Source organism: Microbacterium sp. Nx66, from assembly GCF_904066215.1.
GTDB lineage: Bacteria > Actinomycetota > Actinomycetes > Actinomycetales > Microbacteriaceae > Microbacterium > Microbacterium meiriae.
Genome location: NZ_LR880474.1, coordinates 998,463 through 1,012,953, shown reverse-complemented (window position 1 = coordinate 1,012,953; position 14,491 = coordinate 998,463). Strand labels below are relative to the sequence as shown.

Annotated in this window: 14 protein-coding genes and 1 pseudogene; 8 read left to right on the top strand and 7 right to left on the bottom strand. The window is 72.4% G+C overall.

The genetic code is table 11. The features are described 5' to 3' along the window. Nucleotides 1-39: 39 nt before the first annotated feature. The 6 genes and pseudogenes from paaK to dhaK form a co-directional block, all read right to left on the bottom strand. Nucleotides 40-1,356, bottom strand: coding sequence for a phenylacetate--CoA ligase PaaK (gene paaK / locus MICNX66_RS04755; RefSeq protein WP_187664108.1), 1,317 nt, complete (start codon nt 1,354-1,356; stop codon nt 40-42). A gap of 35 nt (nt 1,357-1,391) precedes the next feature. Then, nucleotides 1,392-1,817: a hydroxyphenylacetyl-CoA thioesterase PaaI gene (gene paaI, locus MICNX66_RS04750; protein ID WP_187663507.1), complete on the bottom strand. Its 426-nt coding sequence runs from the start codon at nt 1,815-1,817 to the stop codon at nt 1,392-1,394. Nucleotides 1,818-1,924: 107 nt separating this feature from the next. Then, entirely contained in the window at nt 1,925-3,595 is a 1,671-nt protein-coding gene (gene ptsP, locus MICNX66_RS04745) for a phosphoenolpyruvate--protein phosphotransferase (RefSeq protein ID WP_442922897.1), read from the bottom strand. A 150-nt stretch (nt 3,596-3,745) separates the two neighbouring features. Beyond that, a pseudogene (locus MICNX66_RS17045) lies at nt 3,746-4,480 on the bottom strand (HPr family phosphocarrier protein); the annotation flags it as partial. Next, the gene (gene dhaL, locus MICNX66_RS04740) at nt 4,477-5,115 is read right to left on the bottom strand and encodes a dihydroxyacetone kinase subunit DhaL (protein ID WP_187663505.1); all 639 of its coding nucleotides are present in this window, start codon (nt 5,113-5,115) and stop codon (nt 4,477-4,479) included. The pseudogene MICNX66_RS17045 and the gene dhaL, both read right to left, overlap by 4 nt. After that, complete coding sequence (gene dhaK, locus MICNX66_RS04735) at nt 5,115-6,107, bottom strand: dihydroxyacetone kinase subunit DhaK (protein WP_187663504.1); 993 nt, start codon at nt 6,105-6,107, stop codon at nt 5,115-5,117. The genes dhaL and dhaK overlap by 1 nt, the downstream gene beginning before the upstream one ends. A gap of 148 nt (nt 6,108-6,255) precedes the next feature. On the opposite strand from dhaK, the gene MICNX66_RS04730 reads away from it, so the two are divergent. After that, nucleotides 6,256-7,023, top strand: a complete 768-nt coding sequence (locus tag MICNX66_RS04730) for an IclR family transcriptional regulator (protein WP_187663503.1) — start codon at nt 6,256-6,258, stop codon at nt 7,021-7,023. 24 nt (nt 7,024-7,047) lie between these two features. Here the strand turns inward: MICNX66_RS04730 and MICNX66_RS04725 are convergent, their stop codons facing one another. Beyond that, a complete protein-coding gene (locus MICNX66_RS04725) occupies nt 7,048-9,174 on the bottom strand; it encodes a RecQ family ATP-dependent DNA helicase (protein ID WP_187663502.1) in 2,127 nt (708 codons plus the stop codon). Between the two features lie 88 nt (nt 9,175-9,262). Here MICNX66_RS04725 and MICNX66_RS04720 point away from each other — a divergent pair, with 88 nt between their 5' ends. From MICNX66_RS04720 to MICNX66_RS04690, 7 genes are all read left to right on the top strand, one after another. Continuing rightward, nucleotides 9,263-9,682 (top strand): pilus assembly protein CpaE, encoded by a 420-nt coding sequence (locus MICNX66_RS04720; protein WP_187663501.1) that lies wholly within the window; start codon nt 9,263-9,265, stop codon nt 9,680-9,682. An 84-nt stretch (nt 9,683-9,766) separates the two neighbouring features. Then, a complete protein-coding gene (gene paaA, locus MICNX66_RS04715) occupies nt 9,767-10,756 on the top strand; it encodes a 1,2-phenylacetyl-CoA epoxidase subunit PaaA (RefSeq protein WP_396654799.1) in 990 nt (329 codons plus the stop codon). Next, entirely contained in the window at nt 10,756-11,085 is a 330-nt protein-coding gene (gene paaB, locus MICNX66_RS04710) for a 1,2-phenylacetyl-CoA epoxidase subunit PaaB (protein ID WP_187664107.1), read from the top strand. The genes paaA and paaB overlap by 1 nt, the downstream gene beginning before the upstream one ends. Next, nucleotides 11,082-11,990, top strand: a complete 909-nt coding sequence (paaC, locus tag MICNX66_RS04705; protein ID WP_187663499.1) for a 1,2-phenylacetyl-CoA epoxidase subunit PaaC — start codon at nt 11,082-11,084, stop codon at nt 11,988-11,990. The genes paaB and paaC overlap by 4 nt, the downstream gene beginning before the upstream one ends. After that, nucleotides 11,984-12,487 carry a 1,2-phenylacetyl-CoA epoxidase subunit PaaD gene (gene paaD, locus MICNX66_RS04700; RefSeq protein ID WP_187663498.1) on the top strand — a complete coding sequence of 168 codons (504 nt, stop codon included), beginning with the start codon at nt 11,984-11,986 and terminating at the stop codon, nt 12,485-12,487. Before paaC ends, paaD begins: the two co-directional genes overlap by 7 nt. Then, a complete protein-coding gene (gene paaE / locus MICNX66_RS04695; protein WP_187663497.1) occupies nt 12,487-13,650 on the top strand; it encodes a 1,2-phenylacetyl-CoA epoxidase subunit PaaE in 1,164 nt (387 codons plus the stop codon). Before paaD ends, paaE begins: the two co-directional genes overlap by 1 nt. Nucleotides 13,651-13,662: 12 nt before the next feature. Beyond that, the gene (locus MICNX66_RS04690) at nt 13,663-14,433 is read left to right on the top strand and encodes an enoyl-CoA hydratase/isomerase family protein (RefSeq protein WP_187663496.1); all 771 of its coding nucleotides are present in this window, start codon (nt 13,663-13,665) and stop codon (nt 14,431-14,433) included. Nucleotides 14,434-14,491: the final 58 nt, after the last annotated feature.

Sequence of the window (14,491 nt, the reverse complement as noted above, 5' to 3'; positions counted from 1 at the left end):
CGCGCTCATCGCGGAGGTCGCCGCCGAGACCCCCGCGTGTCAACGCAGGTCATACACGCGCTTGTACTTGCCCTCGCTACGCGGCAGTGCCCCCGGCTCCTCCAGCCGCACGGCGACCGACGAGCCGATGAACACCTTGATGCGCTGCACGAGCACCTGCGCCGCCGCCTCGCACGTCTCCACGGACAAGTCGGGGTGACGCTCGATGCGCACGGTGAGGGCGTCCATCCGGCCCTCCTTCGTCAGCTCCAGGATGAAGTGCGGCGTGAGCTGCTCGATGCCGAGGACCAGCTCCTCGATCTGCGTCGGGAAGAGGTTGACGCCGCGCAGGATGATCATGTCGTCGTTGCGTCCGGTGACCTTCTCCATGCGCCGCATCCCCGGCCGCGCCGTGCCAGGGAGCAGACGGGTGATGTCCCGTGTGCGGTACCGGATGACGGGGAAGGCCTCCTTGGTGAGCGAGGTGAAGACGAGCTCCCCCCGCTCGCCGTCCGGAAGCGCCTGCAGGGTGTCGCCGTCGATCACCTCCGGCAGGAAGTGGTCCTCCCACAGGTGCGGGCCGTCCTTGGTCTCGAGGCATTCGTTTCCGACGCCGGGCCCCATGACCTCGCTGAGCCCGAAGATGTCGAGGGCGTCGATACCGAGCCGCTGCTCCAGCTCGTGCCGCATCTCGTTGGTCCAGGGCTCCGCGCCGAGCACCGCGACCTTGAGCGAGGTGGACCGCGGGTCGATGCCCTGCGCGGCCATCGCGTCGGCGATCGTGAGCAGGTAGCTCGGCGTGCACAGGATCGCGTCCGGCTCGAAGTCGCGGATGAGCTGCACCTGGCGCGCGGTCTGCCCGCCCGACATGGGGATCACGGTCGCTCCCAGCGCCTCGATCCCGGCATGCGCCCCGAGCCCACCCGTGAAGAGGCCGTAGCCGTAGGCGTTGTGCACCTTCATCCCGCGCCGGATCCCGCTGGCCCGGAGCGAGCGGGCCACGAGCGACCCCCAGCGGTCGAGGTCGCCACGCGTGTAGCCGACGACGGTCGGGCGCCCCGTGGTGCCGCTGGACGCGTGGATGCGGGCGACGTCGGCCATCGGCACCGCGAACATCCCGAACGGGTACGTCTCGCGCAGGTCGTCCTTGGTGGTGAAGGGCAGCCGGTGCACGTCGTCGAGCGTGCGGATGTCGTCGGGGTGCACGCCCGCCTCATCGAACTTCCGCGTGTAGAGCGGAACGTTGCGGTAGGCGTGCTGCACGGTCCACCGCAGGCGCTCGAGCTGGAGCTGCTCGATCTCGGCGCGGCTCACCCGCTCCTCGGGGTCGAGCTCATCGGCCGTGGGCGGGCGGAGGGCGGAGGCGGGGGCGGTCATCGTCGACACGGGGACTCCTCGGGACGGGGGCGGGGTCAGAAGGTGCGGGAAGTCGTGCGGGAGCGGCCGCGGAACTCGGCGACCGCGTCGCCGTGCTCGTCCACGACCGTCACGTCGTAGAGGCCGGAGCGACCGGTGCGGGTGCGGCGGACGGCGGTCGCGGTGAGGGTCTGCCCCGCGACGGTGGGCTTGAGGAACGAGATGTCGGCACCGGCGGCCACCGTCACCCGATCGTCCTCGTTGCACGCGATCGCGAAGGCGGTGTCGGCGAGCGCGAACACGAGCCCGCCGTGGGTGATCCGGAAGCCGTTGGTCATGTCGTCACGGACGCGCATCGACACGACCGCGTGCCCCGGGTCGTCGCGTTCGATCACGAGCCCGAGCATCGCGGAGGCTCGGTCACGTTCCATCATGGCCCGGTTCGGCCGCACGGCCTCCGCCGTATCCGTCGCCTCCGTCATCGCCGACCTCCTCGTCGCGCTGGGACGGGACGACCGCGTCCCGTCCGCCCATACTAACTGAACGATCGGTCAGTAACGCAAGGAGCTGGACGCAGGAGCCGTGCGGCTCAGCCGGCGCCGCCTCCGCCGAGCACGAGAGCTGCTGCCTGCCGCGCCTCCGCAGCGGTCGCCGCGCGGCTCGCCCCCTCCGCCGCCCGTCGGCACTCGTCCGGGCCCACCACGTCGAGCGCGGCCGCCACCCGCCCGAGCGCGCGAGGCGTCATCGACAGCGAGGTCGCGCCGAGCCCGACGAGTACCGGAGCGAGCGCGGGATCACCGGCCGCCTCCCCGCAGATCCCGACGGGCTTGCCCGCCGCTCGCCCCGCCGCCCCGACCGTCCCGATCAGCCGCAGCACCGCCGGCTGCCAGGGGTCGTTGAGATCGGCGAGCGCGCTGGACAGCCGGTCGGCGGCCAGAGTGTACTGCGCGAGATCGTTGGTCCCCAGGCTCACGAAGTCCACGACCTCGAACAGCTCGGCAGCCAGCAGCGCCGCCGCCGGGGTCTCGATCATGATCCCCGCTCTGTCCAGCCCCGCGGCACGACACCGCGCGGCGAAGTCCGCCGCCTCGTCGACCGTGGCGACCATCGGCGCCATGACCTCCACGTCCGCGGATTCCGCGTCGGCAGCCCTGGCGAGCGCGCGGAGCTGGTCGTCGAGCAGCGCTGGCCGGCGACGGGAGAGACGCAGGCCCCGGACGCCGAGCGCCGGGTTGTCCTCGTCGTCGTCGTTCGCGAACGGCAGGGGCTTGTCGCTCCCCGCATCCAGCGTGCGCACGACCACCTTGCGTCCGGGGAACGCGCGAAGGACCCCGCGGTACGCCTCCACCTGCTCCTCGATGCTCGGCGCTTCGGTCCGGTCGAGGAAGCAGAACTCGGTGCGGAACAGTCCGACCCCCTCGGCGTGCGCCGCCGCGGCGCTCCCGGCATCCGATGCCCCTCCGACGTTGGCCAGGAGCGGCACGCGGGTCCCGTCGGCGAGACGGCCCCGTCCATCGAAGGTGACGACGACCGCCGCGGCCCGTGCCTCGGCGATCTCCGCCTCGTCCGGGTCGACGTGGATGGAGCCGTGGTCGCCGTCGACGAGGACCATGGCACCCTCGGGGATCCCCGTCGCTCCGGCCACCCCGACCACGGCGGGCAGTCCCAGCGCGCGCGCGATGATCGCCGTGTGCGAGGTCGGCCCGCCGTCCGCTGTCACGAGGGCGACGCAGCTGCCCCCTTCCAGCGCCGCGGTGTCGGCGGGAGCCAGGTCGGTCGCGACGAGCACGAACGGCTCGTCGCGCTCGGGGACCCCTGGCATGTCCACCCGGAGGATCTCGGCGATCATGCGGTCGCGAACGTCACGGATGTCGGCGGCGCGTTCCGCCATCCTCCCGCCGAGAGCCGTGAGCGCCGCTTCGTGCGCCGCGGAGGTCTCCCAGACCGCTCGCGCCGCCGTCCGCCCCTGTGCGCGCACGAGGGCGGTGGCTTCGGCCACCAGCTCAGGATCCGAGGCGAGGAGCCGTGACGCGTCCAGGATCGCCCGCGCCTCTCCGCGCGCCCGCTCGGCGCGCGATCGCAGCTGATCGGCGACGGCGACCGCCGCCCATTCGATCGTGGACACCTCGGCCTCGCGACCCTCCGGCGGGACGACGGTCTCGGCATCCGGTTCCGGGAGTGCCGGTGCGAGGGACACCGCCCTCGCGGCCACACGTCCGGGACTGACCCCACGGCCCTGCAGCACGGCTCCGGGGACGATCTCCGGCGGCGGCGCGGACGCGTGGTCGGCCCCGGTTCGCGTCTGATCGTCCCCGGCCGTGCCGGGCGCGGGCGCGGGTGCGGTTCCGGAGCTGCCGGCGGCGCCCTCGTCCGCCTCGACGCCCTCGCCGAACCCTCCCTGGAAGAGCGAGACCAGGCGGTCGATCGCCGCCTCGGCGTCCGCTCCCCGACCGGTGAGTTCGATCTCGGTCCCCTGACGCGCCCCGAGCGCGAGCAGCCGGGTCAGGCTTCCGGCCGCGGCTTCCTGGCCGTCCGGCAGCCGCCGCAGACGCACGTCCGCCCCCGCCGCCGACTCCGCGATCAGCGCGGCGGGGCGGGCATGGATGCCGAGAGGGTTGCGCACGCGCACACGACGCGTCACGGTCTCCCCGGCCACGTCGGGCGAGGCGGAGGCGTCCCCCGCCGACACCGGCGCGGAGTCCGCTGCCGCCGTGCCTTCCGCGTCCGGCGGGAGGAGCTGGCCGGTCTTCGCCGCGAGGGCGGACGAGGCTTCGGCGGCGACCGCGTCGAGGTCGCCGCCTGCCGCCGCAGCCACGACCGCCGCGAGGAGGCCCTCGACGAACGGTGCCGGAGCCAGCCGCACCGGCACGTCGCTGCTGCGCAGTTCGAGCGCGAGTTCGGCGCTCAGCACGGCCGACCCGAGATCCATCAGCACGAGCACGCCGTCGACGTCGGGGGCGAGCTCGTCGATCGCCGCCGACACCGCGACGGCGTCCGTCCCGAGGATCGGCGCACCCTCCGCGTCCACACCCGCCCCGGCCGCCACACGGACCTGCACGCCGCCGCCCGGCACCATCTGCAGGGCGAGTTCGAGCGCCGCCTCCCCGAGCCGGGCGCTGTGGGAGACGGCGACGATCCCGATCATCCGGCGTCCGCGAGGGCCGCGGCGAGCGTCTCGAACAGGAGCGCCGTCGAGGCGGCTCCCGGGTCGAGATGTCCGGCGCTGCGTTCACCGAGGTAGCTCGCTCTGCCCTTCCGGGCGACGAGGGGCACCGTGGCGTCACGACCGGCGGCCGCGGCGTCCGCGGCCGCCCTGGCCGCCGCCGCGGTATCCGCTCCGCCGGCGAGGGCGGCATCGAAAGCGTCGACCGCGGGGGCCATCGCATCGAACATCGTCTTGTCGCCGGCCTCGGGCTTGCCCCGCGCGACGATGCCCTCGAGCCCCGCCCGCAGTGCCGCGGCGAGCGCCGGTCCGTCCAATGTCGTCACCGCACCGGCCGACATCCCCATGCGCAGGAAGAAGGTGCCGTAGAGGGGGCCACTCGCACCGCCCACCGAGCTCACCAGGGTCATGCCGACGGACTTGAGGAGTTCGTCGATCGTCGCGGGCGTCGCCGCGAGCTTCTCCCCGACCGCCGTGAAGCCCCGCGCCATGTTCGCGCCGTGGTCGGCGTCCCCGATCGCGGAGTCCAGTTCCGTGAGCCAGTCGCGCTGCGCGGTGACGGCCTCGCGGTAGCGGGAGATCCAGTCGACGAGGACGTCGGTGCCGACGGCCGCCATCACGCGCCCCACCGCAGGCCGGGGGTGTTCACCGGGGCGTCCCACAGCCGCAGCAGCTCGTCGTCGGCCTTCAGCACCGTGACGGAGCACCCGGCCATGTCGAGGGAGGTGATGTAGTTGCCCACCAGGTTCCGCGCGATCTGCACGCCGGACCTCTCCAGGATCGCGGCGACCTCGCCGTACATGAGGTAGAGCTCGATCAGGGGCGTGGCGCCCATGCCGTTGAGCATCACGATCGCGGGTCCGGTGGCGTCGAGGTCGCCGAGGATCGGCTCGACGAGCTGCCGGGCGATCTCCGACGCCGGCGCGAGCGGCTCACGATGCCGTCCCGGCTCGCCGTGGATGCCGATGCCGATCTCCATCTGATCGTCAGGGAGGTCGAAGGTGGGCTTCCCGGCGGCGGGCACCGTGCAGCTCGTGAGGGCCATGCCCATCGAGCGCCCCTGCCCGTTGATGCGCTTCGCGAGGTCGACGACCGCCGCGAGGTCGCGGCCCTCCTCCGCCGCGGCTCCTACGAGTTTCTCCAGCAGGACGGTGAGGCCGACGCCGCGACGGCCGGCGGTGTAGAGCGAGTCCTGCACGGCCACGTCGTCGTCCACGACGACCGTGCCGACCTCGATCCCCTCCATCGCCGCGAGTTCGGCGGCCATCTCGAAGTTGAGCACGTCGCCCGTGTAGTTCTTGACGATGTGCAGCACGCCGGCGCCGCGGTCGACCGCCTGGGTCGCCACCTGCACGCGGTCGGGGGTGGGTGAGGTGAAGACCTCGCCGGCGACGGCCGCGTCGAGCATGCCGGTGCCGACGTAGCCGCCGTGCAGCGGTTCGTGGCCGGATCCCCCTCCGGAGACGACGGCCACCTTGCCCTGTTCCTTCGGTGTCGCCCGGGTGATGACGTGGTTCTCCAGGTCGACCGAGAGTTCGGGGTGCGCGGCGGCGACGCCCTTCAGGGACTCGACGAGGACGTCCTCCGGGGCGTTGATGAGCTTCTTCATCCTGCGATCTCCTTTGATGCGGCGTGAGTCTCGAGCAAAAATCCGAAAAGGATTCGTCAATGTCGAATATGCTCGGAGCCTGCCGGGTTGTCAAGATCGATCCGGCGACCGGAAACCCGGCTCGACGACGACCGGAAGGAGGACGCGCATGATCCAGGCGATCGACCGCGCGGCGAAGATCCTCGACCTGCTCCAGGGCGCCCGCCACCTCGGTATCACCGATCTCGCTGCGGCCCTGAGCCTTCCGCCGTCGACCGTGCACGGGCTGGTGAAGTCGCTGCGCGCGCACGGCCTCGTCGCGAAGGAGCGCGGCGGACAGCGCTACATGCTCGGCCCTACCCTCCTGCGGCTGAGCAACGTGTACCTCGACACACTGGATGTGCGGGCGCGGGCGATGCGCTGGACGCAGGAACTGGCCCGGCGCTCCGAGCTGTCCGTGCGCCTCGGCGCGCCGCACCTCACGGACGTCCTCGTGATCCACCACAACCTCCGGCCCGACGACAGCCCGCAGATGCTGGAGACGGGGATGGCCGTCCCCGCGCACGCCTCCGCCATGGGGAAGGTGCTCCTCGCCTACGACCAGGGCTTCCAGCAGAGCGTGTTCGCGGAGCCCCTGCGCAGCCTCACCGGCGACACCATCACTGACGTCGCCCGACTGACCCTCGAGCTGCCGGGGATCGCGGAGCGCGGGACGGCGGCCGAGACGGATGAAGCCGTGCTCGGCGAATCCTCCCTCGCCGCCCCGATCGCCGACGCCTCGAACACGATCGTCGCCGCCGTCGCCGTCGTACTGCCGACGTCGGAGGCACCCGCATCCGACGCGACCATGCACGCGCTGCGGGACACGGCACGGAACATCTCCCGCGAACTCGGCGCGACGACCTGGCCGCCACCCGTAGCCCCCGCCGAGGACTGACGGCGTCGGTTCGGGGACCGGTGCTCAGCCGCGCAGGCCGAGCGCGAACGGCAGCACGGCCGTGGCTCCGGCCTGCCGCACCGCGCGCGCCGCGACCGTCAGGGTCCAGCGACTGTCGATGAGGTCGTCGACGAGCAGCACCGGACCGGCGGGGACCTCGAGATGCGCCGCGTCGAACCGATCCCACACCCCCGCGAGCCGGAACACGCTGTTCCCGCCCGCCTGCCCCGAGGGACCCCCGTTCCGCCACTCCAGCGCGCCGAGGTACGGCAGCCGCCCGATCTCCGAGAGCCCGCGGGCGAGGGAGTCGACGAGCTGCGGATGCGAGCGCGACGGCATCGCGACCACAGCCATCGGCCGCTCCGCCCAGTCCCACCCGGCCAGCACGCGCACGCAGGCCTGCAGCAGCGCCGGGCTGATCGGCGCGTCCGCGGCACCCGCGGCGAAGATCTCGCGCAGCGCGCCGCCCCAGCCGAGGTCGGTGAGCCGGGCGAGGGCGCGTCCCTCGTCGGCCTGCTCCCCCGCGGGGATGCGACCGCGCACCGGCACGCCCAGACGGTCGGCGCCGGTCGGCCACGCGCGGCGAGGCTCGACCGGCACACCGACCCGGTCCAGGGACTCCGTCGCCTGTGCACTCGCCGTCTGCGCGATCTCCGCCGGGAACCACACGCCCGCGCAGTTGTCGCACCGACCGCAGGGAGCCGCGGTGTCGTCGTCGAGCGCCCGCTGCAGGAAGGCCATGCGACAGCCGTCCGTGCGCTCGTACTCCAGCATGTGCTCCTGCTCCGCGACCCGTTCGGCGGCGATGCGCTCGTAGCGCTCGGCGTCGTACGTCCACGGCTGTCCCGTCGCGACCCAGCCGCCCTGCACGCGGCGCACGGCACCGTCCACGTCGAGCACCTTCAGCAGCAGCTCGAGGGGCGTACGACGGATGTCGACGACGGCCTCCAGCGCCGGCGTGGAGATCGGGCTGTCGCCGAGCGCCGCGATGACCCGTTCCGCGCGCTCCCGATCGGGCATCGACGCGGTCGCGAAGTAGTGCCAGATCTCACGGTCCTCGACACCGGGGAGCAGGAGCACGTCCGCGCTCTCGCTGGCACGCCCGGCTCGTCCGACCTGCTGGTAGTACGCGACGGGCGAGGACGGGGCACCGAGATGCACGACGAACCCGAGGTCCGGCTTGTCGAACCCCATGCCGAGGGCGCTGGTCGCGACGAGCGCCTTCACCTCGTTCCGCTTGAGCATGCCCTCCGACTCGGCGCGCTCCTCGGGATCGGTCTGGCCGGTGTAGGCGCGCACGTCGTGGCCGTGGTCGCGCAGGAATCGGGCGGTGTCGACCGCCGCCGCCACAGTCAGCGTGTAGATGATCCCGCTGCCGGGGAGGTCGTCGAGGTGACTGAGCAGCCAGGCCAGGCGGCTCGCCGAGTCCCTGAGGCGGAGCACGCCGAGCCGCAGCGAGGTGCGGGCGAGCGGCCCCCGGATCGTGAGCACGGGTACCGCCTCCGCTCCGCTCGCGCCACCCGGCAGCGCCCCGAGCTGCTCCGCGACGTCGGCCACCACGCGACTGTTGGCCGTCGCGGTCGTCGCCAGCACCGGCACGTCGGCGGGCATCTGCGCGATGAGATCGCGGAGCCGGCGGTAGTCCGGGCGGAAATCGTGCCCCCAGTCGCTGATGCAGTGCGCCTCGTCGACGACGAGCATGCCGAGCCGCGCCACCAGCGTCGGCAGCTGCTCCTCGCGGAAGGCCGGGTTGTTCAGCCGCTCCGGGGAGACGAGCAGCACGTCGACCTCGTCCCGAGCGAGGCTGTCCTGCACCTCCGCCCATTCGTGCGCGTTCGTCGAGTTGATGGCGACCGCGCGCACCCCCGCGCGCTCGGCCGCGGCGATCTGGTCGCGCATGAGCGCCAGGAGCGGGGAGACGAGCACGGTGGGGCCGGTGCCCTGCCGGCGGCGCAGGAGGGTCGCGACGAAGTACACCGCCGACTTCCCCCACCCGGTGCGCTGCACGACCAGCGCGCGGCGACGCCCCTCCACCAGCGCCTCGATCGCCTCGAACTGGCCGTCGTGGAAGTCGACGTCGGGGCGGCCGACGAGTTCGCCGAGGGCGGCGCGGGCAGCCTCGCGGAGGGGCACGGCAGTCGTGGAGGTCATGCCTCCACTCTGCCGCAGGCCTCTGACAGGACTCTGCCCGTCGCCCACGCTCGGTGGACGACCGGCGCGGAACCCGTAGCGTGGAGGAATGATCACCCGCGAACTCGCCGTCGCGCTCCGCGATGCCGGCCTGACCTGGAAGCCCGCGGAGGGTGACCGGTTCCAGCTCGACCTCCCGGACGAGGTGGAGCTGGAGGCGGAGGCCGACGTCTTCACGGTCAGCGCGATGACCATCGAGGCGCGGCAGACGCCGGCCGGCACGGATCTCGCCTTCAACGGCACGACGGAGTGGGCGCTCGACGCCGTGACCCTCGCCGATGCGGTGTGGCTGCCGCGCGAGGACCAGCTGCGGGACCTGCTCCGCGGGACGTTCCGTGCCCTCATCCGCCTCCCCGACACGTTCCGCGTCGAGATCGAGCTCGCCGGGACTCCCCTGCTGTTCGAGCACCCGGACCCGGCGGAGGCCTACGGCCGCGCCCTGCTGGCGCTGATCTCGCGCTCCCGCTGACACGTCCTGTTGAATCGGGCCGTCGCGTGTGTCAGAATTACCTAACGATCGGTCAGTAAAGAAGGACCGGACCCCGAGGAGTCGATGATGACCAGTCCCGCAGACCTGTCCCTCGTGGACGGCGAGACCTCCGACGAGGAACGCCTGTTCGACGAGCTGATCGCGAACGAGCAGCGCATCGAGCCCCGCGACTGGATGCCCGAGGCCTATCGCAAGACCCTCATCCGGCAGATCTCCCAGCACGCCCATTCCGAGATCATCGGCATGCAGCCCGAGGGCAACTGGATCACGCGCGCCCCGAGCCTCAAGCGCAAGGCGATCCTCATGGCGAAGGTGCAGGACGAGGCCGGTCACGGGCTCTACCTCTACTCCGCCGCGCAGACCCTCGGCATCACCCGTGACGAGATGATGGACCAGCTCATCTCCGGAAAGGCGAAGTACTCGTCGATCTTCAACTACCCCACCCCGACCTGGGCCGACATGGGCGCGATCGGCTGGCTCGTCGACGGCGCCGCGATCTGCAACCAGGTGCCGCTGTGCCGCGCCTCCTACGGCCCCTACGGCCGCGCGATGGTGCGCATCTGCAAGGAGGAGTCGTTCCACCAGCGCCAGGGGTTCGAGATCCTGCTCTCGCTCATGCGGGGTACGGACGAGCAACGGCAGATGGCGCAGGACGCGGTCGACCGCTGGTACTGGCCGAGCCTGGCGATGTTCGGGCCGCCCGACGACCAGTCCCCCAACTCCGCCCAGTCGATGGCGTGGAAGATCAAGCGCTTCTCGAACGACGAGCTGCGTCAGCGGTTCGTGAGCATGCTCGTGCCCCAGGCCGAGATCCTCGGCGTCACCCTCCCCGATCCCGACCTGCGGTTCGACGAGGAGACCGGTCGCTACGAGATGGGTGAGATCGACTGGGACGAGTTCTTCCAGGTGCTGCGCGGCAACGGCCCGTGCAACGCCGAGCGTCTGGAGCGCCGCCGCACGGCGCACGACGAGGGCGCGTGGGTGCGGGAGGCCGCCGCGGAGTACGCCCGCAAGCAGCGTTCCCGCCTGACCCCTGAAGGGGCGGTGGCGTGATGGCGACCCCCGGGGCCGACCCTTCGACGAGCTCAGGGCCCCAGGGACGGGAGGTCTGGCCGCTGTGGGAGATCTTCGTGCGGGCGAACCGCGGGCTGAGCCACGTGCACGTCGGCTCGCTGCACGCGCCCGATGCTGACATGGCCATCCGCAACGCCCGCGACCTCTACACCCGCCGGGGCGAGGGCGTGTCGATCTGGGCGGTCCCCGCCGAGGCGATCACCACGAGCGACCCCGACGCCAAGGGCGCGTACTTCGAGAGTCCCGCGGGTAAGAACTACCGGCATGCGGTGTACTACACCGCGTCCGAGGGGGTGCCGCACCTGTGACCCTTCGACACGCTCAGGGACCCAGCTCTGCTCAGGGACCCCGCTCCGCTCAGGACCCCAGCTCCGCTCAGCAAGCCGGCGACGTCCACGGGGATGCGCACGGGGACGTCTCCGTCGACGAGTTGCGGCTCAGCGAGGAGCTCGCGGGCGCCGGCACGACCGCGGCGAGCGCCGACATCGCCGAGTACGCCCTGTGGCTCGGCGACGACGCCCTCATCCTGTCGCAGCAACTCGGCGCCTGGATCTCCCGGGCCCCCGAGCTGGAGGAGGACGTCGCGCTCGGGAACATCGCGCTCGACCTGCTCGGCCACGCCCGCTCCTTCCTGCACTTCGCGGGGACGTGGGACGGCCGTTCCGAGGACGACCTCGCCTACTTCCGCGACGAGCCGGAGTTCCGCAGCGCCTGGATCATGGAGCAGCCGAACGGCGACTTCGCGCAGACCATCGCCCGCCAGCTCGTCGCGTCCGTCTACCTCGTCGAGCTGTACGCCGCGCTCCGTGCGAGCTCCGAGCCCACCTTCGCCGCGATCGCGGAGAAGGCGCTGAAGGAGGTCGACTACCACCGCGACCACGCCGTGCAGTGGGTGCTGCGCCTGGCGGGCGGGACGGAGGAGTCGCGGCGCCGCATGATCCGTGCCCTCGCGGATGTGTGGCCGTACGTCGACGAGCTGTTCCGCGATGAACCGCTGATCGACCGGCTGGGCGACGCCGCCGTGCGACCGTCGACGCTCCGCGCGCCGTTCGACGCGGTCATCGCCACCGTGTTCGCCGAGGCCGAGCTCGCGGTGCCGCCGGTGGCGGCGTCGTCCGCGGGCGGCCGGAACGGCGCCCACGCGACCCCCTTCGGTCACCTCCTCGCCGAGATGCAGGTGCTGGCGCGACGGCATCCGGGGGCGTCATGGTGACCCGGACCACCGCCGATGTCGAGGCTCAGGCCTGGCGGATCGCCGCCGCCGTGCCGGACCCGGAGGTGCCGGTGCTCACGATCGAGGACCTCGGCGTGCTGCGGGCGGTCGAGCTCCGCGGCGAGCGCGTGGTCGTCGACATCACGCCGACCTACAGCGGGTGCCCGGCCATGGACACGATCCGCGACGACGTCGTGCTCGCGCTCACGGCGGCAGGATTCGGCGACGTCGAGGTGCGGCTCGTGCTCTCCCCCGCGTGGACGACGGATTGGATGAGCGACGCCGGGAAGCAGAAGCTCCGCGCGTACGGGATCGCGCCGCCCAGCGGCCGCGCGGCGATGCCCGCCGGTCCGATCCGGCTCGCCCTCAGCGTGCGCTGCCCCCGGTGCGGCTCGCTCGACACCCGGGAGGTCTCCCGCTTCGGGTCGACCTCGTGCAAGGCACTGTACGAGTGCCGGGCCTGCCTGGAACCCTTCGATCACTTCAAGGTGCACTGATGTCGCTGTTCTCCCCGGCCCCGACTACGACGCCGGTGCCCTCTCCCGCCTCCCCCGCCCGGGCGCGCAGCCGTGCCCGGTTCCACACGCTCGAGGTCGAGGACGTCCGGCCGCTCACCGAGGACTCCGTCGAGGTGACCTTCACGGTCCCCGCGGAGCTCGCCGACGACTACGACCATCTCCCCGGGCAATACGTGGCGCTGCGCACGACGCTGGACGGCGTGGAGGTGCGGCGTTCGTACTCGCTGTGCCGGGCGCCCGAGCATCGCACCGACGGGGCACCCACCCGCCTGAGCGTCGCCGTGAAGCGCGACGAGGGCGGGACGTTCTCCACCTGGGCCCAGACCGGCCTGCACCCGGGCTTCCGCATCGACGTCATGAGCCCCCAGGGCACCTTCACCTCCGGCCTCGACGATCTGGACGAGAAGCACGTCGTCGGGATCGCGGCCGGCTCCGGGATCACGCCGCTGATGGCCCTCGCGCACACCGTGCTCTCCCGCTCGCAGACCTCGCGGTTCACGCTCCTGTACACGAACCGCTCGACGCTGGACGTGATGTTCCTGGAGGACCTCGCCGACCTCAAGGACCGCTACCCGACACGGCTCACGCTGCACCACGTGCTGTCCCGCGAGCAGCGGACCGCGCCGGTGCTGTCCGGCCGCATCGACGAGCCCAAGCTGCGGACGATCCTCGACGCGCTGATCGATCCGGCCGACGTGGACGAGTGGTTCCTGTGCGGACCGCTCGCACTCGTCGACCTGTGCCGGGAGGTGCTGGCCGACGTGGGCGTGCCCCGCGAGCACGTGCGCTTCGAGCTGTTCACGACCGGCGACGAGCCGGTGCGGGCCGCCCGGCCGGTCACGGTGCGCTCGGGCGAGAAGACCGTGCGGATCGAGGTGAACCTCGACGGCGTCTCGTCGACGGTGGAAAGCCCCGTCGCAGCGCGCGAGTCGGTGCTGAACGCCGCACTGCGGGTGCGGCCGGACGCCCCGTTCGCGTGCGCGGGTGGCGTCTGCGGCACCTGTCGGGCGCGCGTGCTGGAGGGCAGCGTCACGATGACCGAGAACTACGCCCTGGAGCCCGACGAGCTGGAGCGCGGCTACGTGCTCACCTGCCAGTCCCACCCGACCAGCGACCGCGTGGTCGTGGACTACGACGTCTGACCCGGAGACCCCATGATCGATCTCGCCATCGCCGACGACGTCGCCACCGTGGTGCTCGACGCCCCCGCGAAGCTCAACGCCCTGGACGAGGCCGCCCTCGCGGAGCTCGACGCCGCGTACCGGGAGGCCGAGGCCGCCGGGGTGCGGGCGCTGCTGCTCCGTGGTGAAGGGCGGGCGTTCTGCGCCGGGCGGGACATCTCCGCCGTCGATCCGCGCGACGACGATGTGCTCGGCTACCTCGGCGGACGCGTGACGCCGCTGCTGCAGCGCATGTCCCGCTTCCCGGCGCCGACCTTCGCCGTCGCCCACGGCGCCTGCCTCGGCGTGGGACTCGGGCTGCTCATCGCGACGGACGTCGTGTACGTCGCGGAGTCCGCGAAGATCGGCTCCCCGTTCGCGGCGCTCGGCGCGACCCTCGACTCCGGCGGGCACGCGCTGTTCCTCGACCGGCTCGGCCCGCACAAGACGCTCGACCTCATCTACACGGGTCGGCTCATGAGCGGCGCCGAGGCGGTACGCTCCGGCCTCTTCTCGCAGGTCTTCCCCGACGACGAGGTGCTCGCGGCCGCGACGGCCGCCGCGGCGAAGGCCGCGCGTGGCGCCACGGCCGCCTTCCGGGCGAGCAAGGAGCTCGTCGCCCGCATCCGCGACGAACGCCTCACCCTGTGGGAATCCATCGACGTCGAGAACGCGGCCCAGGCCGCCCTGTGCGACACCGAGGACTACCGGGAGGGCTTCGCCGCGTTCCAGGAGAAGCGGAAGCCGGAGTTCCGCGGACGCTGACGCCACGCCCCGGTGGTCGCTGTCAACCGTCTCGTGCGGTGTCCGACCCCGGTGGGAG